Source organism: Streptomyces griseus (genome assembly GCF_900460065.1).
Lineage (GTDB): Bacteria > Actinomycetota > Actinomycetes > Streptomycetales > Streptomycetaceae > Streptomyces > Streptomyces griseus.
Map to the genome: position 1 here is coordinate 162579 of NZ_UAVD01000056.1, position 25743 is coordinate 188321.

General features: G+C 73.0%; 22 protein-coding genes. 9 read left to right on the plus strand and 13 right to left on the minus strand.

Translation table 11 applies throughout. The features are described from left to right. Positions 1-86 precede the first annotated feature (86 nt). The 3 genes from DTB53_RS34430 (at position 87) to DTB53_RS34440 (ending at position 2346) form a co-directional block, all read left to right on the plus strand. Complete coding sequence (locus DTB53_RS34430) at positions 87-806, plus strand: GOLPH3/VPS74 family protein (RefSeq protein WP_003968450.1); 720 nt, start codon at positions 87-89, stop codon at positions 804-806. A gap of 255 nt (positions 807-1061) precedes the next feature. Then, positions 1062-1919 (plus strand): helix-turn-helix domain-containing protein, encoded by an 858-nt coding sequence (locus tag DTB53_RS34435; RefSeq protein ID WP_003968449.1) that lies wholly within the window; start codon positions 1062-1064, stop codon positions 1917-1919. Between the two features lie 220 nt (positions 1920-2139). After that, positions 2140-2346: a DUF397 domain-containing protein gene (locus DTB53_RS34440; RefSeq protein ID WP_003968448.1), complete on the plus strand. Its 207-nt coding sequence runs from the start codon at positions 2140-2142 to the stop codon at positions 2344-2346. 126 nt (positions 2347-2472) lie between these two features. On the opposite strand, the gene DTB53_RS34445 is transcribed toward DTB53_RS34440, so the two are convergent. Continuing rightward, positions 2473-3315 carry a hypothetical protein gene (locus DTB53_RS34445; RefSeq protein WP_012380467.1) on the minus strand — a complete coding sequence of 281 codons (843 nt, stop codon included), beginning with the start codon at positions 3313-3315 and terminating at the stop codon, positions 2473-2475. Positions 3316-3400: 85 nt separating this feature from the next. Here DTB53_RS34445 and DTB53_RS34450 point away from each other — a divergent pair, with 85 nt between their 5' ends. Then, a complete protein-coding gene (locus DTB53_RS34450; RefSeq protein ID WP_012380466.1) occupies positions 3401-4183 on the plus strand; it encodes an SDR family oxidoreductase in 783 nt (260 codons plus the stop codon). Between the two features lie 523 nt (positions 4184-4706). Further along, on the plus strand, positions 4707-6287 hold the full coding sequence (locus tag DTB53_RS34455; RefSeq protein ID WP_012380465.1) for a sodium:solute symporter family protein: 1581 nt from the start codon (positions 4707-4709) through the stop codon (positions 6285-6287). Between the two features lie 121 nt (positions 6288-6408). Here the strand turns inward: DTB53_RS34455 and DTB53_RS34460 are convergent, their stop codons facing one another. Both DTB53_RS34460 and DTB53_RS34465 read right to left on the minus strand, forming a co-directional pair. Next, positions 6409-7524 (minus strand): ADP-ribosylglycohydrolase family protein, encoded by a 1116-nt coding sequence (locus DTB53_RS34460; protein WP_012380464.1) that lies wholly within the window; start codon positions 7522-7524, stop codon positions 6409-6411. Positions 7525-7815: 291 nt separating this feature from the next. Beyond that, the gene (locus DTB53_RS34465) at positions 7816-10221 is read right to left on the minus strand and encodes a tetratricopeptide repeat protein (RefSeq protein ID WP_003968443.1); all 2406 of its coding nucleotides are present in this window, start codon (positions 10219-10221) and stop codon (positions 7816-7818) included. 408 nt (positions 10222-10629) lie between these two features. Between DTB53_RS34465 and DTB53_RS34470 the strand changes: the two genes are divergently transcribed. Then, the gene (locus DTB53_RS34470) at positions 10630-11913 is read left to right on the plus strand and encodes an aspartate kinase (protein ID WP_012380463.1); all 1284 of its coding nucleotides are present in this window, start codon (positions 10630-10632) and stop codon (positions 11911-11913) included. A gap of 56 nt (positions 11914-11969) precedes the next feature. Further along, on the plus strand, positions 11970-12794 hold the full coding sequence (griI, locus tag DTB53_RS34475; RefSeq protein ID WP_012380462.1) for a 2-amino-4,5-dihydroxy-6-oxo-7-(phosphonooxy)heptanoate synthase: 825 nt from the start codon (positions 11970-11972) through the stop codon (positions 12792-12794). Between the two features lie 11 nt (positions 12795-12805). Here the strand turns inward: griI and DTB53_RS37775 are convergent, their stop codons facing one another. Continuing rightward, the gene (locus DTB53_RS37775; RefSeq protein ID WP_236586245.1) at positions 12806-12976 is read right to left on the minus strand and encodes a hypothetical protein; all 171 of its coding nucleotides are present in this window, start codon (positions 12974-12976) and stop codon (positions 12806-12808) included. Between the two features lie 7 nt (positions 12977-12983). On the opposite strand from DTB53_RS37775, the gene griH reads away from it, so the two are divergent. Continuing rightward, complete coding sequence (gene griH, locus DTB53_RS34480; protein WP_236586246.1) at positions 12984-14060, plus strand: 3-amino-4-hydroxybenzoic acid synthase; 1077 nt, start codon at positions 12984-12986, stop codon at positions 14058-14060. Here the strand turns inward: griH and DTB53_RS34485 are convergent. From DTB53_RS34485 to DTB53_RS34525, 9 genes are all read right to left on the minus strand, one after another. Then, complete coding sequence (locus DTB53_RS34485) at positions 14035-15393, minus strand: MFS transporter (RefSeq protein WP_012380460.1); 1359 nt, start codon at positions 15391-15393, stop codon at positions 14035-14037. The two genes, griH and DTB53_RS34485, sit on opposite strands and share 26 nt — an antisense overlap. Positions 15394-15522: 129 nt before the next feature. Further along, a complete protein-coding gene (gene griF / locus DTB53_RS34490) occupies positions 15523-16443 on the minus strand; it encodes a grixazone synthase (protein WP_012380459.1) in 921 nt (306 codons plus the stop codon). 39 nt (positions 16444-16482) lie between these two features. Beyond that, positions 16483-16866, minus strand: coding sequence for a tyrosinase family oxidase copper chaperone (locus DTB53_RS34495; protein WP_236586247.1), 384 nt, complete (start codon positions 16864-16866; stop codon positions 16483-16485). A 58-nt stretch (positions 16867-16924) separates the two neighbouring features. After that, a complete protein-coding gene (locus DTB53_RS34500) occupies positions 16925-18295 on the minus strand; it encodes an aldehyde dehydrogenase family protein (protein ID WP_012380457.1) in 1371 nt (456 codons plus the stop codon). Next, positions 18295-19353, minus strand: a complete 1059-nt coding sequence (locus tag DTB53_RS34505) for a class I adenylate-forming enzyme family protein (RefSeq protein WP_012380456.1) — start codon at positions 19351-19353, stop codon at positions 18295-18297. Before DTB53_RS34505 ends, DTB53_RS34500 begins: the two co-directional genes overlap by 1 nt. A gap of 178 nt (positions 19354-19531) precedes the next feature. Further along, complete coding sequence (locus tag DTB53_RS34510) at positions 19532-20884, minus strand: MFS transporter (protein WP_012380455.1); 1353 nt, start codon at positions 20882-20884, stop codon at positions 19532-19534. Positions 20885-20992: 108 nt separating this feature from the next. Beyond that, on the minus strand, positions 20993-22372 hold the full coding sequence (locus tag DTB53_RS34515) for an FAD-binding oxidoreductase (RefSeq protein ID WP_012380454.1): 1380 nt from the start codon (positions 22370-22372) through the stop codon (positions 20993-20995). 229 nt (positions 22373-22601) lie between these two features. Further along, positions 22602-23525 carry an AfsR/SARP family transcriptional regulator gene (locus DTB53_RS34520; RefSeq protein ID WP_012380453.1) on the minus strand — a complete coding sequence of 308 codons (924 nt, stop codon included), beginning with the start codon at positions 23523-23525 and terminating at the stop codon, positions 22602-22604. 42 nt (positions 23526-23567) lie between these two features. Then, positions 23568-24191, minus strand: a complete 624-nt coding sequence (locus tag DTB53_RS34525; RefSeq protein WP_012380452.1) for an NADPH-dependent F420 reductase — start codon at positions 24189-24191, stop codon at positions 23568-23570. A gap of 141 nt (positions 24192-24332) precedes the next feature. On the opposite strand from DTB53_RS34525, the gene DTB53_RS34530 reads away from it, so the two are divergent. Beyond that, positions 24333-25535 (plus strand): helix-turn-helix domain-containing protein, encoded by a 1203-nt coding sequence (locus tag DTB53_RS34530; RefSeq protein WP_012380451.1) that lies wholly within the window; start codon positions 24333-24335, stop codon positions 25533-25535. Positions 25536-25743: the final 208 nt, after the last annotated feature.

Here is a 25743-nt window from a genome sequence, read left to right on the forward strand (position 1 = left end):
TGGTTCCCCTACAAAGCAGGCAGGCGCTCTCGACAGACCAATGTGAGAGGGGTCACCCTGTCAGACATCCACGCGGGGAGGCATGGATGGGCAGGAGCCGCAGAACAATCCCGGAGGAGCTTTTGCTGCTCGCTCTGGACCCGACCACGGGTACCACAGCGCAGCCGCAGTCGCTCGACCTCGGCCTGGCCGGGGCACAGCTAGTGGAGCTGGCTCTGGCAGGACGGATAGCCCCTGACGGGGATCGTATCGCCGTGGTGATGCCACGGCCGACAGGAGATCCGACTCTGGACTCCGCACTGGAGCTGCTGCGCCGTCGTGGCAGCCCGGTTCGGGCGGTCCACTGGATCGGTGGGCCCCGCCTGGGGCTGCGCCAGATCTACCTCGCTCATCTGGAGCGGTGCGGCATGGTTCATGCCGTGGCGGGCCAGATGTGCGGAGTGCTGCCGACGACTCGCTACCAAGCGACGGAGACGGCGATCAGCCGGGACATCAGGAACCGGCTGGACAGCGCGATCCGTACCGGCGTACCGCCGGACCCCCGGACCGCGGCGCTCGCCGCACTGGCCCACGCGGTCGGACTCGGCAAGCATCTGTACCCCGGGAACGAGGGGCGCTCATCGCGCTCCCGGCTCCGGGACCTGATCAGGCACGACCCGATGGGCGGACTCGTGGCGCATGCCGTGATGGACGTCCAGAACGGCGTGGCCGTCCAGCCACGCCGTACGCAGCAGGCAGCGGGCGTTCCGTTGCAGCCGCAAGCACAGGCCCGTCGGGGCAGCATGGCGCACACCGCCGCGAGCTGACCGCAGGGGCCTGAGAACTGCACAACGCCGTACCGTCGTCAGTCGTCACAGGACCCGGTCCGGGAGCCGCACCACGCACGGGGCAGCCGGTAGTCACCACCACCGGCTGCCCCGTGCGCGTGCGCGCCCTCCCGCGCACCGGTGCGTACGCCCCCGCGCCCCGCGTGTGGCCGTTTCCCAGCGCGGCCGGGGCAAGGGGTGGCAATCTGCTGAGCAGTAGATACGCACAGCTACATAGCCGGAGGTGCCGTTTCCGTGCCGTCCAACGTCAACCCCACTGTCAGGCGACGCAGGTTGGGCCAGGAATTGCGCCGCCTGCGCGAACTCAAAGGCATGACGGCCGAGGAAGTGGCGGAGCGTCTGCTGGTCTCGCAGTCGAAGATCAGCCGTCTGGAGAACGGCCGCCGGTCCATCAGCCAGCGCGATGTCCGCGACCTCTGCGGGGTGTACGAGGTCGAGGACCACCGCATCGTCGACTCGCTGATGCAGATGGCGAAGGACTCCCGCCAGCAGGGCTGGTGGCACGCCTTCGGCGACATCCCGTACAGCGTCTACATCGGTCTGGAGACCGACGCGGAATCGCTGCGGGTCTACGAGCCGCAGATGATCCCGGGCCTGCTCCAGACCCGGGCGTACGCCGAGGCGTTGATCAGCGGCGCGCTTCCCGAGGCCCCTCCGTCGGACATCGAGAAGCGGGTCAACGTACGGTCGCGACGGCAGGACCGGGTCAACGCGCCGGAGAACCCGCTGCGCCTGTGGGCCGTGATCGACGAGTCGGCGCTGCGCCGGGTGGTCGGCGACAAGCAGGTGATGATCGACCAGCTGGAGCACCTCGTCGAGCAGTCCCAGCTGCCGCACGTCACCGTCCAGGTCCTGCCGTTCGACATGGGCGCCCACCCGGGCGTCAACGGCCAGTACGCGATCCTGGAGTTCCCGGACGCCGCGGACTCCAGCGTCGTCTACATCGAGGGCGTCACGAGCGATCTCTACCTGGAGAAGGCGAACGACGTGCAGCGCTACAGCGTGATGTACGAACACCTGCGGGCGCAGGCACTGAACGTGGAGCAGACCCGGGAGTTCATCAGCAAGATCGCGAAGTCGTACACGAGTTGACGCGTCGGAGCCGGCGCGTCGCATACGAGCCATTCCGGGAACGAGCGAGCGGGCGGCGCGATGATACACCGCCGCTCACTCGCCACGGAAGGCCTACCGGAGAAAGACCATCCGGTCGAGTGAACGGCCATCTCATGGGCGGGGCTTGGCGAGTAGCGTCGATCACGCCAATCGGAATCAGGTTGGTGCGACCCACCCAACTCTCTGAACCGGAGTGAACATGGCAATTCTTCAGGGTGCTACGGACACGTGGACGAAGTCGTCGTACTCCGGGGGCAACGGCGCGTGCGTCGAGGTCAAGTCCCCGGTCGCGCTCTCCATCGCCGTCCGCGACTCGAAGGCCCCCGAGGGCCCCTCGCTCACCTTCGTCCCCGGTGCGTGGAACGCGTTCGTGCGCGATGTCGCCGCGGGCACGATCAACGCCTGACCTCGCCCCACCGCAACACCCGCCTCACAGCACGACAGCTCGACAGCACCACCTGATGGAGCCCTCTCGACCGGTTCGCCGTCCTGGCCGAGGGGGCTCGGCACGATCCGGCGCCGATCCGCCGCGTCACCGCAGCCGGTCGACGTACCGGTCCGTCCCCGGGACGGTCGGCACGAACGGCGCGACGAGCTCGACCCGCCCGAGCCCCGCCTCCTCGACCGCCGCGTCCAGGCCCGTGAAGCACCGCTCCCAGCAGCTCCGCGGGTCCTCCTGGAGGAACCACAGCAGTGTCAGCCGGGTGTCGACCCCCTCGACCTGCTTCACATACGTCATCCGGTCGCCGGGCAGGGGCGTCGGCCGGAACACCGTGACCATGGCCGCGGGCGACCCCTTCAACCGCTTCGGAAGATGGCGCGAGCACAGCCACTCCAGCAGTTCCGCCCGCCGTTCGGGCCCCTCCGCGTCGACGACCTGGAGAACGAGGCCCGTGTACGGGTGGTCGAGCGCGTGGAAGTCCCGGGGTCCGGCGGCCCCGTCGCGGTAGACGGTGGCCTCGTGGTCCTGGAACGCCGTGAAGACGTGGGTCCGGTCCTGGTAGACCCGGCCGTCCCGGTTCAGCCGCTTGTTGATGGCGACGGTCCACTTCATGTGGTCGTCGTAGCGCCCCTCGGTCACCCAGTACGTCGACAGGTAGCACCCCGCGCCGACCGGCCGGGCCACCGCCGACTCCTCCGGATACCGCAGCTCCTGGAGGTCCTTGGTGGCCACCCAGCGCCGCCCGGCGAAGATCCACGGCATCGCCGTGGCCCCCGCGTAGTAGTGGTCGTCCTCGTACCAGCGGTTGTAGGCGTACTCATGGCCCGGATGCGGTTCGACCATGGTGATCAGGGCGTGCCCCGGGCGCACCCCGTACGGCCCGGCCGACGCCAGCTCCGCGTACCTCTCGCTCGCCGTCCCGTCTTCGCCCACCGTGTCTCCCTTCCCCTTCCATCGGCCCCCGCGCCCCCCTACTCTGACGGTCCGTCAGATAAACTGCCAGGGCCGGGAGGCGCCGATGTTGCTCGCGGGGAAGACCGTCATCGTGTCGGGTGTCGGGCCGGGGCTCGGGCACCGGGTCGCGGAGACCGTGGTCCGGGACGGCGGGCGTGCGGTGCTGGGGGCCCGTACGGCGGCGAATCTGGCCAGGTCCGCGGCGGAGATCGACCCGGACGGCCGGCACACCGCCCACCTCCCCACCGACATCACGGACGAGGCCCAGTGCGAGGCGCTGGCGGCGCTGGCGGTGGAGCGGTTCGGGGGGATCGACGCGGTGGTCCACGTCGCCGCCTGGGACAGCTACTTCGGCGGACTCCAGGACGCCGACTTCGCCACCTGGCAGTCGGTCATCGACGTGAACCTCCTGGGCACGCTGCGGATGACCCGGGCCTGCCTGCCGGCCCTGAAGGAGCGGGGCGGCTCGGTGGTGGTGATCGGCACCCAGTCCGCGGTGGCCGCGCCCTCCCAGGTGTGGCAGGCGGCCTACGCGGCGTCCAAGGGGGCGCTCACCTCGGCCATGTACTCGCTCGCCCGGGAGCTGGGCCCGGACCGGATCCGGGTCAACACGGTGCTGCCGGGATGGATGTGGGGGCCGCCGGTGCAGGCGTACGTCCGGTTCACGGCGGACACCGAGGGCGCACCGGAGTCCGAGGTGCTGGCCCGGCTCACCGAGCGGATGGCGCTGCCGGAGCTGGCCACGGACGGGGACGTGGCGGAGGCCGTCGCCTTCCTGGCCTCCGACCGGGCCCGGGCGATCACCGGCCAGTCGCTACTGGTCAACGCGGGCGAGCTGATGCGCTGACGCCCGCACCACGCGGCTCGCGCGGGCGCTCCGGGCCGCTGCCCGTCACCCCCTCGCACCGCTTCTCCCACGAGCGCCGCCGACGCCGCTGCCGCCGCTGCCGCCACTCGTACCACCGACACCGCTCCCGGCACTCGACCGCACGGCTCACGCCACTCGCGCTACCCGCGCCGCTCGTACACGAGCGCCCTCCCTCCCGACTTCTCGGCCGCACGGGACCCGCATCCCGTGCGGCCTTCGCGCGTCGCCGCGCACTCCCTGATCGTCTCCGCACAGCCTGACGAAGTGCCCGCCCATCGTGTGGCCGCTGTCACGTTCGCGACAACGCCCCACAAGGTCAAGAACGAGTAAAATCGTTCGCCTTGTTGACCTGCGTTCACATCTGTGACCGCAGTCAGCCTTGACCGCGCGCCCTCACAGGGGGTTCAATCCCCGAAGTCCCCGCTCCCGCAAGGGGATGCCGCTGAACGGCCGTACCGGCGAAGTGCGTTCCCGTTCACAAGGCGGACCCCTGGAGGGGGACATGAACAGTCTCGACTGGGCTGTACTCATCGGCTACTTCGGCGTGATGGTCGCGATCGGACTCTGGTCGCACCAACGCGTGGACAACGTCAGCGACTTCTTCACGGCCGGCGGCCGGATGCCGTGGTGGCTGTCGGGCATCTCGCACCACATGTCCGGCTACAGCGCGGTGATGTTCACCGGCTACGCGGGCATCGCGTACCAGTACGGGATCACGTCCTTCGTGACCTGGTCGCTGCCCATCGCCATCGGCATCTTCATCGGCGCGAAGCTTTTCGCCCCCCGGCTGAACCGGCTGCGCTCACGGCTCCACGTCGCCTCGCCCCTGGAGTACCTCAAGAACCGCTACAACATCCGGACCCAGCAGGCGCTCGCCTGGTCGGGGCTGCTGCTGAAGATCGTGGACGTCGGCGCCAAGTGGGCGGCCATCGCCACCCTGCTGTCCGTCTTCACCGGCCTCTCCATCACCCAGGGCATCCTGATCACCGGGGTCGTCACCGGGATCTACTGCACCGTGGGCGGGCTGTGGGCGGACGCCCTCACCGAACTGGGCCAGTTCATCATCCAGTTGTTCGCCGGGCTGGCGATGCTGTACGCCGTGATGAGGGAGCTCGACGGCTTCGCCACCCTGTGGACGGTCTGGGACGAGCTCCCGGAGGGACACGCGGACCCGACCGCGGGCCCGTACACGGTGACGTTCCTGATGGCGTTCCTGTTCATCAAGACCTTCGAGTACAACGGCGGCATGTGGAACCAGGCCCAGCGGTACATGGCGACCGACTCGGCCGCCTCCGCCACCCGGTCGGCACGGCTGTCGGCGCTCCTGTGGTTCGTCTGGCCGCTGGTGCTGTTCTTCCCGATGTGGGTCGCTCCGCTGCTGGTCGACGCCCAGAAGCCGGACGCCTCCGACAGCTACGCCCTGATGACCGAACAGCTGCTGCCGCACGGCCTGTTGGGCCTGGTCATCGTCGGCTTCTTCTCGCACACGATGGCCATGTGCTCCTCCGACGCCAACGCCATCGCGGCCGTCTTCACCCGGGACATCGCCCCGACGCTCTCCAAGGCGGCGCGCGGCTGGAACGAACGCGCCGGGCTGATCGCGGCCCGCTGGACCACCGTGGCCTTCCTCGCACTGTCGATGGCCATCGCGACCCAGATCAACTCCCCCGCGTTCAAGGACATCATCACCGTCGTGATCAAGTGGGTCGCCGGGCTGATGGGCCCGATCGCGATCCCGTTCATGCTGGGTCTGCTGCGCCCGTTCCGGAAGTCCGGGCCGACGGCGGCACTGGTCAGCTGGGCCTCGGGACTGTTCGCCTTCTGGCTGGTCAACTACCCGATCCACTGGTCCGTCGAAGGCGGGGTGCCGCTCCAGTACCAGGTGTCCGTGCCGCTCGCCGTCTCGCTCGTGCTCTACGTCCTGATCGGCCAGGTCAAGCCGGAGGACACCCCGGAGCGGGACGCGCTGCTGACCCGGATCAACGAGGGGGACGGGGGCGGCGAGCCGGACGGTACGGCGACGGCCGCCGAGATCCCCGCCCAGGACGGGGGCCCGGCCCCCGCCCCCCGACCGCGCGGATAGCCGGAGCCGCCCGGCCGGGCGGGTGGGCCGAAGCTGCCCGCCCCGCCCCGGCCGTGCGGGCGGTCGGGCGGGCTGTCAGGAGGCCGGCCGGCGCGGTCGGGCGGTCGGCCCGCCCCGCGCGTCAGCCCCGCGGGTAGCGGGCCAGCCAGCCCGGAGCGACGGCGGCCGGGCTGTGCAGGGCGGGACCCTGGGTCATCTCCATCGCGAAGTCGTCGGCCAGTTCGAGGAGCGTGGCCCGCCCCTCCAGCTCCGCGAGCCAGGCCGGCGGCAGCGCGGTCTCGCCGTGCAGCGCCCCGAGCAGTGCCCCGCAGACCGACGCGGTGGCACGGGAAGGGCCGCTGTGGTTCACCGCGAGCCGCAGCCCGTGCCGGACGTCCTCGCTGACCAACGCGCAGTACACGGCACCGGCGAGGACCTCCTCGGCGGCGTCGCTCGCGCCGAGCGCCTCGATCAGTGCCGGGCCGGGAATACCCTGCCGCACGGAGCCCAGGGCCTCCCGCAGCGCCTCGGTCACCGGCTCGTGGCCCGGACGCTCGGCCAGCAGCGCCAGGACGTTCTGCACGGCCCCGTCCAGGCTCTCGCCCCGCGCGAGGCCGTGCACCAGTACGGCGAAGGCTCCGGCGGCCAGCTGGGCCGCGGGGTGACCGTGGGACTGGGCCGCGCACTCGACGGCCAACTGGAGCACGAGCCCCGGCTCCCAGCCCACCAGCAGCCCGAACGGCGCGGACCGGGTGAGGGCCCCCGCGTCCCGGGCGGTGGGGTTCTTCGGCTGGTCGAGGGTCCCCATGACGGAGTCGCCGAAGCCGCCCAGGCACTCCCGGGTCGGCTCGCGACGGGCGTACAGCCACTCCTCGGCGGCCAGCCAGCCGTTGTCCTCGCGCCGCTCGTCGGGCCCCCAGTCGTGCTGGGTGGCGGCCCAGCGCAGATGGGCGCGGTGCACGTCGCTGGGCGGGTGCCAGGCCCCGGTGTCCCGGCGGACCTGGGCGCGGATCAGCCCGTCGACGGTGAACAGGGTCAGCTGGGTGAGGGAGGTGACGGCGCCGCGTCTGCCGTGCGCGGGGACGTAGTCGACGACCCCCTCGACGCCGTGGGCGGCCCGGATCTCCTCCAGCACCAGCCCGCTGACCCCGGCCCCGAGCGCGTCCCCGACGGCCCCGCCGAGCAGGGTCCCGCGGACCCGGCTGCGGAAGTCCTGCTGTTCGGCCCGGCCCCAGACCGCCGTGGTCCCTGTGCTCACCCCGCCCCTCCCCGTCACCACGTGCTCGCCGCGCGGGCCTCCGCGGGCGACCGCGCAAGCACTGTAATCGAACGGGAACGGGCGGTAGAGGGGGCGACCTGGGTACGTACGGGTATGTCGACGGACGTCCTTGAGGTCGTTTTTGGGCGGTGGTCGGGGGCGGTGGACGGTGGGACGGGGGGCGGTGGGCGGACGGGCCCGCGCGGCTCGGAGTCCGTCCGTCACGATCCGGCAGGCCCCTGCCGGCCCGCGAACCGCCGCGGCGCGCGAAAGCCGCGCGCGGCTTCCTGGTCACCCCTCCGCCGCCAGCCGCCTCCGCTGCGCCCGCGCCCACGCGTAGTCCGGGTCCAGCTCCAGCGCCCGGTCCAGGTCCGCCAACGCCTCCGGGACCCGGCCGAGCGCCTCCAGGGCGAGGGCCCTGCTGCCGTACGCCCAGGCGTAGTCCGGGTCCAGGGCCAAGGCCCGGTCGTAGCAGGCGACGGCCTCCCCGGGCCGGTCCGTCGCCCGGTACACCTCGCCCCGCTCCCCCTCCGTTCCGGCCTGCCCGGGCGACAGCTCCTCGGCCCGGTCCAGATCGGCGAGGGCGCCCACCGGATCGCCCAGGACGGTGCGGACCCGGGACCGCCTCACCAGCGCCCAGGCGTACTCCGGCCACAGCGCGATCGCCCGGTCGAAGTCGTCGAGCGCCTCCTCGTGCCGGCCCAGCGCATGGCGGACCAGGCCGCGGCTGCCCAGCGGCACGGCGTCGGACGGGTCGAGGGCGTGCGCCCGGTCCAGTACGGTCAGGGCCTCGGCAAGGCGCCCCATCCGCCGGTACGTCTCCCCGCGCTCGCGCACCGCCCAGGCCCAGGCGGGCGCGATCTCCTCGGCCCGGTCCAGATCGGCGAGGGCCTCCTCGTGGCGGCCGAGCGAGCGCAGGATCACCGCCCGGCCCTGGTGGGCGCGTTCGCTGCGCGGGTCCACGGCGATGGCCCGCCCGTGGTCGGACAGCGCGGCGTCGAGCTCCCCGGCGCGGAACCGGTCCCAGGCGCGCACCACGAGGGCGGCGGCCCGGTCGGTGTCGGTCAGCTCGGCCCGGGTCAGCAGGAGCCCGAGGGCGGCGGTGGGCCGGGGACCGTGGTCCGTTATGGCGGCCAGCAGGTCCCTGCCCCAGTCGCGCAGTACGGCGTTGTCGGCGTCCTCGCCCGCCTCCGCGAGGGTCCGGGCCCAGTGCCGGGCGCGGGACGGGGCCTGCCCGCACAGCTCGATCCCGGCGCGCAGGGCCTCGGGCAGCGCGGTCCGGGGGCGGGCGCAGAGCCGGTGGTAGAGCACGTCCAGGGCCGCCCGCCGCCAGGGCTGCTCGGCCCAGAGGCGCTCCGGGTCGATGCCCTCGGCCGCCGCGTCGCGCCGGGCGACGAAGGCGTCGGCCAGCCGGTCGTGCGCGGCCTTCCACCGGCGTGGCGACCCGGTGCGCTGGAGGCGGAGCATCGGGGCCCGGACGACGGCGTGGTAGCGGGAGTGGCCGGAGTGCCGCTCGGCGACGAACGGCAGCTCGTGCAGCCAGTCGTAGAGATCGGGCACGGCGTGCGGCCCGTTCCTCGGCGCGGCCACGGCGACGGCGACCAGGTCCTCGTCGAACCGGCGGGGCAGCGCGCAGGCGAGCGCCGCCGCCCGCCGCGCCGGGTCGCTCTCCCCGGCCAGGAAGCGCTCCACGGCGGTGGCGTTGGCCTCGCCGGCCGCCCCGGGGTTGGCGGCGAGCGTGGAGACCAGGACCGGCAGCCCGCCGGAGAGCCGCAGCACCTCCCGTACGACGGACTCCGTCACCACCCCGCGACCGTGCAGGAGTTGGCGCGACTCCGCCTCGGTGAACGGACCGAGCGGCACGTCGGCGACCAGCCGGCTCCGGTCGCCCCAGTGGACGGGGTCGAGGCGGCGCTGGCCGGCCAGGGTGAGCACGAGGTTGGCGGGCAGGTCCCCGTAACGGCCGGGGGTCAGCAGGTCCGCGAGCCAGCGGTCCAGTTGGGGTGCGGTGCGCTCGTAGGTGTCCAGGAAGAGGGCGATCCAGGGCACGGTGTCCGCGACCCGGTCCAGCTCGGCGACGAAGACCGGGGTGAGGACCCGTACCGGTTCCGCCAGCAGCAGCGCCTCCTCCTGCTGCCGGGCCCGGCCCCCGAAAACCGCCCGCAGTCCGCCCGCGCCGCGCGCCACGACCGCCGGGTCGATGCCCCCGGCGAGCGCCCCGACGACGGGGATCGCCCCGGCCGCGATCAGCCCGGCCTGCGCGGCGGCGAGCGCCCCGGGGGAAGGGGCCCCGCCCGGCGTTTCGCTGTCCGCCGCGAGCCGGCCGGCCGCGTCGTGGCGCGCGCGCCGATAGGTAGCGAGCAGCCGGTCCAGCGCCTTGAGCGGGTGGCCCTGCTCGGCGAACTGGGCGGCGAAGTCGGCGAGTACGTCCGGCACGGAGTCGGCGCTCTCGTCGACCGACGCGGTCAGCGCCCCGAACTCCCCCGCCGCCTCGCGCCATTCCCGTACGAGCGAGGTCTTGCCGACCCCGGCGTTGCCCCGCACATGGAAGACGAACCGGTGCCGGGGGTCCTCGGGCGGCAGCGCGAAGTTGGTGCGGTAGAGGCCGAGTTCGGCCTGCCTGCCGACGAAGGCGGCGCGCCGCTGCCCTTCGACGATCTGCTGGAGCGAGAGGCGGCGGGGGCTGGGCGGGGGCATGGGGCCAGTGTGTCAGCGGACCCGGGCATTCGGGAGCGGGAGGCCGGGAGCGGGGTGGCCGCGGGCCGGATGGCCGGGAGGCCGGGAGCGGGGTGGCCGCGGGCCGGATGGCCGGGAGGCCGGGAGCGGGGTGGCCGCGGGCCGGATGGCCGGGAGGCCGGGAGGGGGGTGGCCGGGCCTCGGACGGGTGGGCCGCGGGAAGGCGGGCCACGGGAGGCCGGGGAACGGGCGGGGCCGGGCCACGCGCCCGGGCCACCGGGCCCGGCAGGCCCCCCACCGCGTCCGCACTGTCCCGATACGCACGCAATAGCCCGCCGGTGCGACGGAGAGACGGCCCCGATATCCCCCTCCTGGAAGCTCGTCGCAGTGCTCGGGAGGCCGGGCCCGACAAGGCGGGGGGAAGCAGGCGTGACTACGCAGGGCAGCCGTCCCACGGGCGACGTGGTGGTCCAGAAGTACGGCGGCAGTTCGCTCGCCACCGTGTCCCAGGTACGTCAGGTCGCCGACCGGGTCGGCGCGCTCGCCCGCTCCGGGCGGCGGGTGGTGGTCGTGGTCTCCGCACAGGGCGACACCACCGACGAGCTGGTCGGCCGGGCGGAGGCGGTCAACCCGCGGCCGGCGGGCCACGAACTCGACCAGTTGCTCGCCACCGGCGAGACCGCCTCCGCGGCGCTGATGGCGATGGCCCTCCAGCGGGGCGGACTGGCGGCGACCGCGCTGTCCGGCGCCCGCAGCGGCGTGCTCGCCACCGGGCCGCACGGCGCGGGGGTCATCGTCGCGGTCGACACCGACCAGTTGCGCACGCTCCTGGACGCCGGGCGGACCGTGGTGCTCGCCGGTTTCCAGGGCGTCACCGCCGAGGGCGACATCATCACGCTCGGCCGCGGCGGTTCGGACACCACGGCCGTCGCGGTCGCGGCCGAACTGCGCTCCGGCCACTGCGAGATCTACAGCGACGTGCCCGGCGTGTTCACCGCTGACCCGCGCGTCGTCCCCGACGCCCGGCTCATGCCCGACATCGACATCGACGTGATGACCGAGATGGCCTTCGCCGGAGCCCGGGTCATGCACGCGCGGGCCGTCGAACTGGCCGCCCTCTACGACGTCGACATCCTCGTGGGCCGGTCGACGGCCACGCGGACCGGCACCCGTATCCATCGACGAGACGGAAACGACATGCTTGAGGACAGGACGGCGGTGTCGGCCGTCGTCCACGACGCCGACATCGCCCGGATCACCCTGCGCACCCACGACACCCCCGACCCCTCCGCCGACGTCTTCCGGTTCCTGGCGAAGGAGTCCATCCCCGCCGACATGACCACGGTCTCCTCCGCGCCCGACGGCGGCTTCTCGCTCGGTTTCACGGTGCGCCGCTCGCACGCGGCGGACGTCGGGCGGTCGTTCAGCGACCTCATGGCCCCGCGCCCGCACGGGGTCGAGGTCGAGGACCAGGTCGCCAAGGTCTCGATCGTCGGCCAGGGCCTGCTCAGCCGGCCCGAGTACGCGTCCCGGATGCTGGCCTCGCTCGTCGGCTCCGGCATCAGCGCCCGGTCGCTGACCGCGTCCCAGCTGCGGGTCTCGGTGACGGTGCCCCGCTCCGACGCGGTCCGCGCGGTGGGCCTGCTGCACAGCGAGTTCGGCCTCGGCGCCGAGGCGGGCGCGGTGCCCGCAAGCCTGACTCCCCGGCCCTGAACCCGGCCGGAAAACCCTCCGCCGATGCTCTCCGGCGATACCCGACAGGAGCACTGATGGCCCCGAACGCGCCCTTCGCCAGGAGTCTGCGACTCCAGCGGCTCCATCACCACGACCCCGACCGGCTGTTCATCGTGCCGCTCGACCACTCGATCACCGACGGCCCGCTGAGCCGTGCCCACCGCCTCGACCCGCTCGTCGGCGAACTGGCCTCCCACCACGTCGACGGGATCGTCCTGCACAAGGGCTCGCTGCGCCACGTGGACCCGGAGTGGTTCACGCGGACCTCGCTGATCGTGCACCTCAGCGCCAGCACCGTGCACGCGCCCGACCCGAACGCCAAGTACCTGGTGTCGAGCGTCGAGGAGAGCCTGCGCATGGGCGCGGACGCGGTGAGCGTCCACGTCAATCTCGGCTCCGAGGGGGAACGCCACCAGATCGCGGACATGGCGGCGGTCGCGGAGGCCTGCGACCGCTGGAACGTACCGCTGCTGGCGATGATGTATCCGCGCGGCCCCAAGATCGACGACCCGCGCGATCCGGCGCTCGTCGCCCATGCCGTCCAGGTGGCCGTGGACCTCGGCGCCGACCTGGTCAAGACGCTGTACGTCGGATCGGTCGCGGCGATGGCCGAGATCACCGCGGCCTCGCCCGTTCCGGTCGTCGTGGTCGGCGGACCGCGCGACAGTGACGAGAGCCGGATCCTCGCCTACGTCGACGACGCGCTGCGCGGCGGCGCGGCCGGTGTCGCCATGGGCCGCAACGTCTTCCAGGCCCCTGATCCCGGCGCGATGGCGGACAAGCTCTCCGACCTCATCCACAACAGCGGCACCAGGGGCGCGGCCCGGGCTCCGGCCGGCGCCGCCGCCGGAGCCGCCTGATCCGGCCGACGTCAGCGCCCGGAACCGCACCACGAGTCCCCGTTCACCGTCCCATCGCCACTGAGGAGTTCTCTCATGTCTTCGTCTCCGTCTCCGTCTCCGTCCTCGTCGTCCTCGTCATCTGCGTCCTCGTCGGCTTCGTCGTCGCCTTCGTCGTCGTCGAAGCTGACCTGGCTCGACATCCGTTCCGTGGGCGAGGCCCGTGCCGCCATCGTCCAGGAGGCCCTGCACCACCGGGTGGAAGCGCTGGTCGCCGACGACCCCGCCCACCTCGCGGACCTGCCGCCCACCGTGGCCAAGGTCCTGCTGGTGGTGGGGAAGCAGATCCCGGAGGAGTTCGGCGAGGCGACGGTCGTCGTCGTCGACCCGTCGAAGCACGGTGTGACCCCCGCCGAACTGGCGCTCAAGCACCCGGAGATCGAGTTCGGGCGGTTCGTGGAGATCATCGACGCGCCGACGCTGGAGGACGCCTGCGAGTCCTCGCGGACCGAGAAGTGGTCCGTCCTGCTGTTCCGCGACCCGACCAAGATCCCGCTGGAGATCGTGATCGCCGCCGCCGCGCGCGCCTCCGGTTCGATGGTGACCATCGCGCAGGACCTGGAGGAGGCGGAGATCCTCTTCGGCGTGCTGGAGCACGGCTCGGACGGCGTGATGATGGCCCCGAAGACGGTCGGTGACGCCGCCGAGCTGAAGCGGATCGCCGAGGCCGGCATCCCCAACCTCAACCTCACCGAGCTGCGCGTCGTGGAGACCAGCCACATCGGCATGGGCGAGCGGGCCTGCGTGGACACCACCACGCATTTCGGCGAGGACGAGGGCATCCTGGTCGGCTCGCACTCCAAGGGCATGATCCTCTGCGTCAGCGAGACCCACCCGCTGCCGTACATGCCGACCCGGCCGTTCCGCGTCAACGCCGGCGCCATCCACTCGTACACGCTGGGCAGGGACGAGCGCACGAACTACCTGAGCGAACTGAAGACGGGCAGCAAGCTCACCGCCGTCGACATCAAGGGCAACACCCGGCTGGTGACCGTGGGCCGCGTGAAGATCGAGACCCGCCCGCTGATCTCCATCGACGCCGAGGCCCCGGACGGCCGGCGCGTCAACCTGATCCTCCAGGACGACTGGCACGTCCGGGTCCTCGGCCCCGGTGGCACGGTCCTCAACAGCACCGAGCTGAAGCCCGGCGACACGGTCCTCGGCTACCTGCCCGTCGAGGACCGTCACGTCGGCTACCCGATCAACGAGTTCTGCCTGGAGAAGTAGTCTCCGCCCGGGAGTTCGGCTCCCGCCCGGCCCCGGCCGCGTCGCCCGGTTCTCCCCCGGCGGCGCGGCCGGCGTCCGTGCGCGTGCGGGCCGCCGCGACGACGGGCACCAGGAGCACGGTGACGGCGCCGAGGACGCCGCCGAGGGCGAAGACCAGGAACCCCCCGCTTCCCAGCCCGCGGGCGACGAGCGCGCCGCCGAGCATCGGACTGACCACCGCGCCGAGCCGTCCCACCCCGGTGACCCAGCCCAGGCCCGCGGCGCGGTCGGCGGCGGGGTAGAAGCGCCCGGCGACCGCGTAGACCATGGTGCTGGCGCTGAACAGCCAGATGCCGGTGAAGGCGACGACCGCGTAGGTGAGGGCCAGCGAGGGGCCGGTGGCCAGCAGGGCCAGCCCGGCCGCCGTCAGCAGGAACCAGCAGGTCGCGACGCGGACGGCGCCGAACCGGTCGGCCACCCGTCCGGCGACCGGCATGCCGACGATGCCGCCCGCGTTGATGACCATGAGCAGGGCGACCGAGGTCGACAGGCCGTAGCCGGCGGAGCGCATCAGCTGCGGCAGCCAGGTGGAGATGCCGTACACGAGCAGCAGCCCGCAGAAGGAGGCGGCCCACAGCAGCAGCGTGGCCAGGGCGCGGCCGGGCGCCACGAGGTCGCGGACCGCGCGCAGCCGGCCCGAGGCCCCGGCGGCCGGCGCGTCCGCGGCGGACGGCGCGGGAAGTCCGTACCGTTCGGCGGTCAGGCGCGCCTGCTCGAACCGGCCGCGGGCGTAGAGCACGCCCGGCGACTCCGGCAGGTGGCGCAGCAGCAGGGGTACGGCGATGATCGCGGGCAGCACGCCCGCCGCGAAGGGCCACCGCCAGCCGTGGTCCGGGGCGAGTGCGAGGCCGAGGCCCGTCGCCGCCATGCCGCCCGCGTGGTAGGCGGTCATCAGCACTCCGGTGGCCAGGGCCATCCGCCGCGGCGGTGCGAACTCCGCCACCACGGTCAGGCAGATCGGCATCAGGCCGCCGAGGCCGAGGCCGGCCAGGAACCGGCCGGCTCCGAACGGGAGCGGGTCACCGGCCAGCGCGCAGACGCCGGAGCCGGCGGAGAACAGGAGCACGCACCAGACCAGGACGGTGCGTCTGCCGATCCAGTCCGTGATGGTGCCGGCGGCGAGCGCGCCGATGAGCATGCCGAAGGTGGTCCAGCTGCCGATCCGGCCGGCCGCCGCGGCGTCGAGGCCAAAGGCGGTGTCGTCGAGCATGTACGGCATGACGGCGCCGTAGACCGTGACGTCCAGTCCGTCGAAGAAGACGAGGAGCCAGCACAGGGCGAGTACTGCGTACACGGTGTCTCTCCCGGTTCGTTGCGGTGGAGGTGCGGGGCGGTGAAGGCGCGGTGGGTACCAGAACGCGGCGGCGCCGGGCAGCGGTGATCCGCTGTCCGGCGCCGCCGCGTGGGTGCGGGGCGCGGGGGGCTACTGGTCGTAGGTGTAGAACCGCGTGTGGTCGAGCAGGTCCGCGGGCGTCTTGGTGTGCCAGGGTCCGAGCGGGGTGTTGAGGTCGGGCACGTCCTGGGTCGGCACGGTCGGCAGGTAGTGGGGCACGTCCGGGTGGCGTGCCTGCCACAGGGCCCAGCAGCGGTCGATCATGCAGTGGTTGAGGAAGAACACCGGGTCGTTCGGCGAGCCGATGTACATCATGTGGCCGCCGGTCCACACGTGCGCGGCGCCGTGCAGCTTGCCGAGCCTCGGCTCCCAGGCGAACTTGGTGTAGCCCTCCAGGTGGTTGCGGAAGCTCTCGTACGGCGGGGTGCCGCCGGAGGTGTGGTTCCACGGCGGGCAGTCGTAGACGGTGAGGTCGAGGGTCTGCTCCAGCTCCTGCGGGGTCGGCAGGTCCGGGGTGAGCGTGCCGAAGTCCCGTACGAGGTAGTCGCGGTCGTCGTGGGTGTAGTTGCCGTTCAGGGCCGGATCCTCGGGGCCTTCCGGGATGACGCTGATGTTGAGCTTCCAGCCGTTGCGGCGGGCGAAGGGCCCGGTCATGACGCGGCGGTCGCCGGGCCGGCCGTTGCCTCCCATGAACGTGTCGGACCAGAGCGGTGAGTTCTCGCCGTGGTCGGTGGTCCAGTCCCAGTAGGGCAGGGTGACGCGCGGGTCGACCTTCTGGAGGGCCTGTTCGAACTTCAGCAGGTACTGGCGGTGCCACGGCAGGAACCCCGGGTTGACGTGGCCGAGGCGCTTGCCGGTCTCCTTGTCGAGGTAGTCCGTGGAGTTGATCTGTATGTGGAGCTTGACGAACCGGTCGTAGATGCCGCGCCTCTTGATCTCCAGGACCGCGTGGACGAACCGGCGTTTCTCCTCGGCCGTCATGGTGAGGTGGTTCTTGCGTACGTGGACCATCGCTGGGTTTCCTTCGCTGCGGGGCCGGTTCCGGAGGGGTCAGAGGTGCGTGACGTGGGTGCCGTGCGTGGAGGGCTGGAGTGCGGCGCCGCGCAGTTCCTCGACGGCGCGCCGGGCCGCGTGCAGCGGGGTGGGGGCCATCTCGTAGTGGCACATGGAGCTGAGGTAGGCGTCGTCGGCGAACTTCATGATGTGGAGCGGCCGGCCGTCGATGAACACACCGCCGCCGTCCGCCGGAGCGGCGACCCGTATGGACCGGCCGAGATAGCGCTCGGTGTGCTCCCGGCCCCGGCCGGTGGCCTTCGCCGGTGCGGCGGCGGCCTCGGCGGCTCCCTCGCCTTCGCCGCCGCTCAGCAGGGGGACGGCGGCCGCGGCGGCGAGCGCCGCCCCGGTGGTGGCCATGACCATTTCTCGCCTGTTCATGGGCATGCGGACTGCCTTTCTGACGGTGTCGTGCGGTGCGGAGGGTGGGCGGGAGGGGTCAGCGCCGGGCCACGACGCCCTTGGGCTCCAGCAGGAACTGCGTGTAGTTGTCGTCGTGCGGGATTCCGGGGGTGGCGGTCCAGGGCAGGACCGGCCCGCGCGTCACCTTGCGGACGCTCGGCTCCCGTACGGCGGCCTCGACCAGTTCCTCGCGGTCGGTGAGCAGGTTGAGGACGAGGGAGTCGCGGAGCGGCTCCACGCCGTCGGCCTCCGCCCACGGGGCCACCACGACGAACGGGAAGGGCAGTTCCGTGCCGACCGCCGGATGGTCGGCGCGGTCGGCGGAGAGGACGACCGGCCGCGGCAGGAACGAGCCGTCGGGCAGCTCCACGACGGTCTCCGGATCCCCGGCGCGGGCGCTGTGGTCGGTGAGCGAGGCGCGGAGGGCGGCGACCTGTTCGCGCAGCCCGTCGGCGCGGGCCCGGTTCACCACCAGGAGCGTCGCCGCTTCGTCGGTGGCCGGCAGCGAGGGCAGCCGCGCGAGCCGCTCCGCGAGCCGGTCGGCGACCTCCTCGACCGGTCCGGTGGTCAGGACGGCCGAGAGGTTGGTGCAGCGGGTGCCGCCGTCGAAGGAGGCGGAGAGCGCCAGGTGGTCGATGACGGCGTCGTCCGGGGCCCGGTCCAGGAACGCTTTGGTCCGGCCGGGTCCCCGGACCGCCACCGATTCCCGCTGGTGCCAGGTGGCGACGGCGCTGTCACCGCCGTAGACGATGCCCCGGTCGGCCTCCCGCAGCAGGTATGCGCCGACCTCGCGCGAGCACGGCAGGAACGCGGCCCGGTCGGGCGGCAGGCCCGCCGCGGTCAGTGCGGCGAGCAGCCGGGCCGGGGTGAACGGGTCGCGGCTGCCCGGCTTGACGAGCACGCTGTAGCCGTGGAACAGGGCCTGCGCCCAGGAGATGTTGGGCACCGGGTGGTTGCTCGCCATCACCGCGGCGAAGGTCCTTCCGCGCGGCACCCAGCGGGTGTCGAAGCCGTCGCCGAAGCCGGTGGCCGGCAGTTCGGCGGCGGTGGTCGCCGGGAGGGCGCGCAGTTCGCCGGTCAGGTCGGTGACGGCCTGCTCGACGGCGGTGGCGGTGAGGCCGGTGGCGTGGCAGACCCGCCTCGCGTACTCCCGCGGGGTCTCCCCGTCCAGTGTCGCGGTGGCGAACAGCCGGGCCGCTTCGGTGAACACCTCGGAGGCGGGCGGTCTGCCGTCCGCGTGTGCGCGGATCTCGTTCAGCGCGGCGACCGCGAGGAGCCGGGGCGCGGTCCCGACGTCGGCGAGGTCGCCGCCGAGGACGCTCGGCAGCCGGGTGCGGTCGGAGCTGGCGACCAGGCGACCGCGGACGCGCGGATCGAGGACGACGGCGGGGGGTGCGACGGTGCTCATCAGTAGACCCCCTCGATGATGGCCACGTCGTCGAGGCTGCGGTAGGTCTGCACGTCGGCGAGGCCGTCCACGGTCGAGCCTTCCCCGGGCTCGACACGGATCGCGGTGTCCCGTTCCAGGACGTTGGGCAGGAACATCTCCTCCGAGACCAGGTGGAGCCGGACCCGGCCGCGTTCGCCGTACGCCACCGGCGTGCCGTCCTCGTCCACGAGGTGGAGGCGCGTGGTCTCGGGGTACGGCTCGAAGACGCAGCGGTGGGCGTCGCCGGGCCGGCCCGACCGTTGCGGGGCCACGCCCATCAGGCTGTTGCCGTAGACGCCGACCACGCTCGCCGCCGGGAAGAAGACGTCGTCGAGCTGGGTGAGGGTCTCCCGGCTGATGGACGTTCCGGCCCAGATGATCGCGCGGACCCCGGAGCGCACCAGCTCGTACAGGCGCGGTCTGGCGCAGATCGCCTCCAGGAGCGGCGGGGTGGTGTTGAGCACCGCGATCTCCTGGCTCTCCAGGATGGTCTCCGCCTGGTCCAGCAGGTGCTGGACGTACGCTTCGGACTCCTCGCCGCGCCCCTGCGACAGGAGCCGCTTCACCCAGCGCGGGTCGAGGTCGACGGTGTAGAAGACGCCGCCGCCGAGCGCGGCGTAGCGGGCCGTGTCGAATCCGATGACGTGCGGGCCGCCGGGCCCCAGGTGCAGCCAGTTGCCGTCCGCGGGGACGCCGTTCGCGATCAGCCTCTCCCGCGCCCACTCGGTCACCAGCGACCGGTAGCCGCTGTCCACGATGCGCTTGGGCGATCCGGTGGTGCCGCCCGAGTCGTAGACCCGGAAGGGGCGGTCGGACAGTCCTCGGGGGATCAGGTCCTGGGCCGGTACGGAGCGGAGTTCGGCGCTGACGTCCGGGAAGCGGGTCAGGTCGGCCAGGCCCCGGACGTCGGTGACGGGATCGAAACCGAGCCCGGCCAGCTTTCCCAGCCAGAACGGCGAGCCGGTCTCGGCACCGAAGTGCCAGGCCATCAACTTCACTACGTGACTGTCGAATTCGGGATCATCGATGAGGCTCATGTCGGTCTTCCGCTCTCCTGATCACGGGGCAAGGGCGGTACGGCACCCATCGTGCGGGCGGGGCCTATCGGCCACGTATCGCCCGGGTGTCGTGAAACGTGTCCGCGGGTCGGGGAACGCTTCCGCCCGCACGGCGCCCGGAAGCGGCGCCGTGCGGGCGGTCGGGGTCCCGCCGCGGTCAGGGGGTGCGCCGCCCCAGGGTGAAGGCGACCAGGGCGGCGATCAGCGGGAAGAGGGCGACCACGCCGAGCGCCGTGGCGAGCGACATCGACTTCGCCAGGGCGCCCGCGGTGGCGCTGCCGACGCCGCCGCCGACGAAGAACGTGAGGTTGAGCAGCCCCATCGCCCCGCCGCGCCGGGCCGGTTCGATGTGTCCCGACATCAGCGCGGTGGTGAAGACCTGGGTGACGGAGAACGCGGAGAAGCCGAGCGAGGCGCCGAGGATCAGCAGCAGCACGCCGGAGCCGGCGAGGGCCGCGGCCAGCGCCGCGGCGAAGGCGAGCGAGACGGCGGCGAGGAGCCGGTTGCCGTGGTCGCCCGCGGTGAGCCGGCCGGCCAGCCTGGAGAGGACCGCGCCGACGACCGCGCCGGGCAGCAGCCAGACGCCGACCGACAGGACGCTCCAGCCGTGGTCGCGGACGAGGAGCTGCGGGACGGCGTACATCGCGGCGAACAGGCCGCCGTACACGCCGATGCCGATCACGGCGGCCTTCAGGAACACGCGGTCGGTGACGAGGGCGCGGGGCACGAAGGAGGAGTCGCTGCCGCGGGTGCGCCAGGTGAGCCCGGCGGCCGACAGGACGAGTACGGCGGCGGTGGCGACCACCAGCGGGGTGCTCAGCGCGAGGGCGGAGGACTGGATCAGCACGAGGAACGACATGGCGGTGAGCGTCAGCAGGGCGGCGCCTGGCAGGTCCATCGAGCGGCCGGAGTTCTTGCGCGCGGGCGCCCCGGCCAGGCACAGCGGGACGACGAGCAGGGAGAGCGCGGGCAGGACCAGGGCGATGCGCCAGGTGACCCACTCGGTGAAGACGCCGCCCGCCAGGGTGGCGCTGGCGGAGAAGATGGCCATCGTCGCCCCGAATCCGGCGAAGACCTGCGGCCGCCTCTCCGGCGGCACCGAGGCGGTGAGCGCCATGGCGCAGGCCGCCATGGCGCCGGAGCCGGCGGCCTGGACGAAGCGCCCGGCCACCAGGACGCCGAGGTTGGGCGCGACGAGGCAGATGACGGCGCCGGCCGCGAGGGCCAGCGAGCCGAGCAGCAGGGCGGCGCGGACGCCGCGGGTGTCGGCGAGGCGGCCGAACAGCGCGGTGCCGACGCCGAGGGCGAGCGCGTGGGCCGTCAGGACCCAGGCCGTGGCGGTGGAGGAGGCGTCGAGCGAGGACGCCACGTCGGGCAGGGCCACTCCGGCGGCGGTGACGCCGAAGACGACCGGGCCGAACAGGGCGCCGTAGCGCAGCCCGTCCGAGCGGGCTCCCGGAGGGGAGACGGTGCCGGCGGCCGCGGTCGAAGCGGCCTCGTGCGTGGTCATGAATGGACTCCCAATCTTGACGAGTACCTGCCAAATGACGAGCGGCTCCGGTCGGCAGGACGCCCACGGGGGCCGCTCGTCGATACGGGCGGGCAAAGGGCGCCCGCCCTACGGAAGGGGCGCGATGTTGTGGTTGAGCCGGAAGAGGTTGCCGGGGTCGACCGCGGCCTTCACGCGCGCCAGCCGGCCGAGGGTCTCCGGGTCGAAGCACTCCGCCGCCGAGCCCGCCGTGTCCGCGCCCGCGAGGAAGTTCAGATAGCGGCGGCCCGTGCCCCAGGGCTCCATCGCCCCGAGGACCACGTCCGGCGAGTCCGGGGGCGAGAGCGTCGCGAGGGTGAACGCGCCGTCGCGGGCGCCGACCGCGTTGGGCACCTCGGCGGGCCGGGAGAGCGCACCGCCCAGGTGCCGCACCTCGACCATCAGATCGCCGCACGACGAACCGGCCCCGGCCGCCCGCAGCAGCGCCTCCATGGCGTCGGAGCCCAACTCCCGCAACACGATGTTGCGTTCGTGGTAGGGCAGGGGATGCACCGGATCCTGGTGGATGTCGGCCACCGCGGTGTACGGCATCTCGCCGACCGTGTCCGCCAGCGGCGTACCGCACTCGCGCAGCGGACGGACGAGCCGCTCCCCCTCCTCGGCCCGGCCGGTGAACGCGATCCGCACATGCGCGGCGAACGTCCCGCGGAGGAACTCCGGCACGTCCGGCACGTCCGGCAGCCGCAGCAGCGCCACGGAGGAGGTCATCTCCTCGGGAACGGTCGCGGTCCACTGCCGCCAGGTGTGCAGGGCCTGCGCCGCCTGCTCACCGGGGAAGTAGATCCCGCCGCCGTGGAGCCGGCGCACCGGCACCAGTCCGAACCACAGGCCGGTGACGATGCCGAAGTTCCCCTTGCCGCCGCGCAGCGCCCAGAACAGGTCCGGATGCCGGTCGCGGGTGACCCGCAGGATGCTTCCGTCGGCGGTGACGACCTCGATACAGGTCACGTGGTCCGCCGCGTACCCGTACTGGCGGCCCAGCGGGCCGAGCCCGCCGCCCAGCGTGTAGCCCACCACGCCGACCAGCGGCGACGACCCGTTGAGCGGCGCCAGACCGTGCGGCGCACCCGCGGCGATCACCTGGTGCCACTGTGCTCCGGCCTCCACGTGCGCCGTACGGGTGAGCGGGTCGACGGCGACCGCGTTCATCCGGCGGGTGGAGACGAGGACACCGCCGCGCGCGGACGCCGCGATGCCGTGGCCGGTCGCCTGGACGGCGACCGGGAGCGCCTCCCGGGCGGCGAAGGAGACCGCGGCGGACACGTCCCCGGCCGACTGGGCGGCGACGATCACATCGGGCCGGTGCCGCCCGATCCGGTTGAACCCCGCGAGCTCCCTCTCGTACCCCGCGTCGCGCGGAGTGAAGACCTCGCCCCTGAGCCGTGCGACGAGCCCGTCCAGAGCGCTCTCGGCGATGCCCGCGTGTCCGGTCTGTCCTGCCACGATCATGTCCTTCCTCCCGTGCCGCGCGGCGGTCCCGCAAGGCGCGGCGGCGATGAGGAGCAGTGTTCTCGTCCGGCGGGGCGTCTCCCATCCCCTGCTTAGGGGGGATGGGAGACGCCCCGTCCCTCCATCGGGGCGGGGAGGGACCTCGGCCCTCCACCGGGCCGCGGCCTCCACCGGGTCCGGGGCCGGGCCCGGCCCCCGGAGCGCGCGGGCACGCGATGGCGGACGCCGGTCAGCCGGAGCGCCCTTTCGCCGCACGCGGCACGCCCGTGCCGGACGGCCCGCCCGCGTCCCGCAGGTCCGCGATCTCCCGCTCCAGCAGGGCGATCCGGTCCTGCGGCCCCGGAGCGCCGGCCCGCACGGGCAGCGGCGGCGCCGGGGCGAGGCCCGGCGAGATCTCTCCCGCCGGGCGCCGGTCCAGGATCAGCCGCTCCATCAGGCGCAGCTTCTCGCTCGGTTCGAGACCCAGCTCCCGCGCCAGCCTCCGGCGCGTGTCCCGGTAGACCGACAGCGCCTCGGCGGTCCGGCCGGACCGGTACAGCGCCAGCATCAGCTGGAGGCACAGCGACTCCTGGAACGGGTTCTCCGCCACGTGCCGGGTCAGCTCGCCCAGCACCTGGCGGTGCCGGCCCAGCGCGAGTTCGAGCTCGATGCGGTCCTCGATCGCGGACAGCCGGTCCTCGTTCACCTTCAGGGCCACGGTCTCCAGGAGCTCGCTCCCCAGCCCGGACCCCACCGGCCCGTGCCAGAGCTGGAGCGCCTGCTGGAACAGCACGACCGCGCGTTCCGGTGACGCCGAGCGCGCCTCCGCCCGCGCCCGGCTGAGCAGATCCTCGAAGTGGGACAGGTCGAGATGCACCCGCGGCACCCGGATCAGGTAGCCCGACGGGTGCGTCTCTATCTCGGCCGCGACACCCGCGGCCGAGAGGAGTCTTCGGAGGCCGGACACGCAGATCCGCAGCTGGCTGCGGACCGTCGCCGGGGGCGCCTCTCTCCAGATCGCCTCGATCAGCCGGCCCACGCCGATCACCCGGTTCGCTTCCAGGAGCAGCAGGGTCAGCAGGATCCGCTGCCGATTTCCGCCGAGGCGCACGGGACCGTGCGCGCCTTGGACGACGAGTGGACCCAGTACGGAGAATTGATGGTGCGTAGACATGTGTGAACGCCTTCCTGAAACTCAACCGCGATGTCCGGGAGATCACCAGCTGGGCATGAACTTGAAGCTCCAGCTCTCGCTGAGCTGCAGCCGCTCTCCCACCTCCTGCCCCAGCCGCCCCATGCCTTCCAGCACCCAGGCGTTGTCCAGGCCACCGGCGTCGAAGGCGCGCAGCCCCGACCGGTCGAGCAGCTCCACGACGGCCACCTTGGCGCGGTCGTCATCGGCCGCGACGAACACGTCCACCACGAGCCCGTCGCTGGAACCCCGGCGCAGGGCACCGGCGTCGGCGGTGGTCAGCGCCTTGACCCACCGCACCTCCGGGGCGAGACCGACCAGTTGGCGGACCGCGCTCGACGCCGGGTCGGTCCGCGAGGGAACGCTCAGGTCCACGACCGCCTTGCCGGCCAGCAGACCGGCGTGCAGCCGGGTCAGCTCCAGGGCCTGGGGCCAGTCGATCGCGAAGACCACGATCTCCGGCCGGAGCGCGGCGGCCACCGTGGTGGCCACCACGGTTCCGGCCGCCCCCGCCGTCGTCGCCCCGGCCGCCGCGGCTCGGGCCCGTCCGATGCTCCGGTCCGCCAGCAGCACCGCGGCGCCCGCCAGCGCCGCCCGCCGGGCGACCGCAAGCCCCAACATTCCCGCTCCGATAATCCCAATCCGCATGAACGGCACACTTGCGGGATACGGGCGCGGTTCCCATCCCGCAATCAAGGGGGGCGGCGCTCCCCGGAGGAACGGCGCGAAAGAACCGCCCCCCTCAGACAGGGGGTTGGAGCGGGACGACGGGACTGTCACAGTCGGGGGATGACCGGTTCGACGATCTCGCGCACCTCGGTAGGCCGGGCGGAACTGCTCTCCCGGTCCGCGAAGGCCACCGACGCGCTCAGCATGTTCGCCGAGGCCTCGACGCAACTGCGCCGGCTCATGCCGTACGACGCGGCGGTGTGGCGGGTCACCGACCCGGTGACCGGCATGATGACCGCGCCGATCCGCGCGGAGAACCTGGACGAGGGCGGCTGCGCCGTCTACTGGGAATCCGAGCTGTTCACCGAGAACGTCAACCTGTTCCGGGATCTGGCGCAGGCCTCGGTCCCGGTCGCCGGGCTCCGGCAGACCACCGGTGACCTGCCCGCGCGCAGCACGCTCTACCAGACCTTCATGCGTCCTCGCGGACTCCAGGACGAACTGCGCGCGGTCCTGCGCGTGGGGGGCCGCCCCCAGGGCCACATCAGCCTGTTCCGGGCCGAGGGGCGCCCGGCCTTCGACGACGCCGAGACCCAGCTGATCGCCTCCGTCCTCACGCCGCTCGCCAAGCAGCTGCGCTCGTTCGCCGAGCCCTCCCCGCAGCCGCTGCCGGACGCCCCGCACGGCCCCGGTCTCCTCCTGTTCGACGCGGGCGGCGGGCTGCTGTCGGTCAACGACGACGCCCTCGCTTATCTCGACACCCTGCCCGAAGGCCCCGCCGTGCCCTCGCCCCAGGGCATCCGGGTGCCGGCCTGGGTCCAGGCGACCGCGATGAAGGCCCGGGCCGTCGCGCAGGAGCGCGACCGCGGCCAGGCGCGTGCGCGCGTACGGAACCGGGCCGGCCGCTGGCTGGTCTGCCACGCCTCCTGCCTGCGGGAGGCGGGCGACCGGCTCGGCGCCTCCGCGGTGGTGATCGAGCCCGCGAAGACCTCGGAGATCGTCCCGCTGATCGTGGACGCGTACGAACTCACCGACCGGGAGACCGAGGTCACCCAGTTCATCGCCCGCGGCCTCCCGACCGGGGAGATCGCGGCACAGCTGCACCTCTCCCCGCACACGGTCCGGGACCACATCAAGGCGGTCTTCGAGAAGGTCGGGGTCTCCAGCCGCGGTGAGCTGGTGGGCAAACTGTTCACCGAGTACTACGCGCCGCTCGCGGAGCGGAACATGACGCGGGTCCACACCGGCGACACGACGGACGACGCACCGAAGCAGCGACACCACTCCCCCATTCGCCCCGGGTCGCGTGCGGGGCACTGCTGAGAACGGTGCACGCCCTCGGTATGTTCTCCGGTCGGGACGGCGTGGAATCGGGCCATCGGGAATAGGCGCGTAGTAGCCCCCCGAGCCCTGTCCGGTCACCGGGAAGAAGCCCGCAGTCCATCGGGGGGCACCACAACGCGCCATGACCGGAGGTCACACGGGCCCCCGTGTCACCGTCCCACCGGAGCCGCCGTGTCCGGGCGGAGGG

What these genes read in the sequence shown, in the direction of transcription:
- DTB53_RS34430 (WP_003968450.1), top strand. Translation starts at nt 87, where the DNA reads ATGGGCAGGAGCCGCAGAACAATCCCGGAGGAGCTTTTGCTGCTCGCT.
- DTB53_RS34440 (WP_003968448.1), top strand. Translation starts at nt 2,140, where the DNA reads ATGGCAATTCTTCAGGGTGCTACGGACACGTGGACGAAGTCGTCGTAC.
- DTB53_RS37775 (WP_236586245.1), bottom strand. Translation starts at nt 12,976, where the DNA reads ATGTCGAGCCAGGTCAGCTTCGACGACGACGAAGGCGACGACGAAGCC.
- griI (WP_012380462.1), top strand. Translation starts at nt 11,970, where the DNA reads ATGGCCCCGAACGCGCCCTTCGCCAGGAGTCTGCGACTCCAGCGGCTC.
- DTB53_RS34450 (WP_012380466.1), top strand. Translation starts at nt 3,401, where the DNA reads ATGTTGCTCGCGGGGAAGACCGTCATCGTGTCGGGTGTCGGGCCGGGG.
- DTB53_RS34520 (WP_012380453.1), bottom strand. Translation starts at nt 23,525, where the DNA reads ATGTCTACGCACCATCAATTCTCCGTACTGGGTCCACTCGTCGTCCAA.
- DTB53_RS34455 (WP_012380465.1), top strand. Translation starts at nt 4,707, where the DNA reads ATGAACAGTCTCGACTGGGCTGTACTCATCGGCTACTTCGGCGTGATG.
- DTB53_RS34525 (WP_012380452.1), bottom strand. Translation starts at nt 24,191, where the DNA reads ATGCGGATTGGGATTATCGGAGCGGGAATGTTGGGGCTTGCGGTCGCC.
- DTB53_RS34500 (WP_012380457.1), bottom strand. Translation starts at nt 18,295, where the DNA reads ATGAGCACCGTCGCACCCCCCGCCGTCGTCCTCGATCCGCGCGTCCGC.
- DTB53_RS34530 (WP_012380451.1), top strand. Translation starts at nt 24,333, where the DNA reads ATGACCGGTTCGACGATCTCGCGCACCTCGGTAGGCCGGGCGGAACTG.
- DTB53_RS34495 (WP_236586247.1), bottom strand. Translation starts at nt 16,866, where the DNA reads ATGAACAGGCGAGAAATGGTCATGGCCACCACCGGGGCGGCGCTCGCC.
- DTB53_RS34465 (WP_003968443.1), bottom strand. Translation starts at nt 10,221, where the DNA reads ATGCCCCCGCCCAGCCCCCGCCGCCTCTCGCTCCAGCAGATCGTCGAA.
- DTB53_RS34505 (WP_012380456.1), bottom strand. Translation starts at nt 19,353, where the DNA reads ATGAGCCTCATCGATGATCCCGAATTCGACAGTCACGTAGTGAAGTTG.
- griF (WP_012380459.1), bottom strand. Translation starts at nt 16,443, where the DNA reads ATGGTCCACGTACGCAAGAACCACCTCACCATGACGGCCGAGGAGAAA.
- DTB53_RS34515 (WP_012380454.1), bottom strand. Translation starts at nt 22,372, where the DNA reads ATGATCGTGGCAGGACAGACCGGACACGCGGGCATCGCCGAGAGCGCT.
- DTB53_RS34510 (WP_012380455.1), bottom strand. Translation starts at nt 20,884, where the DNA reads ATGACCACGCACGAGGCCGCTTCGACCGCGGCCGCCGGCACCGTCTCC.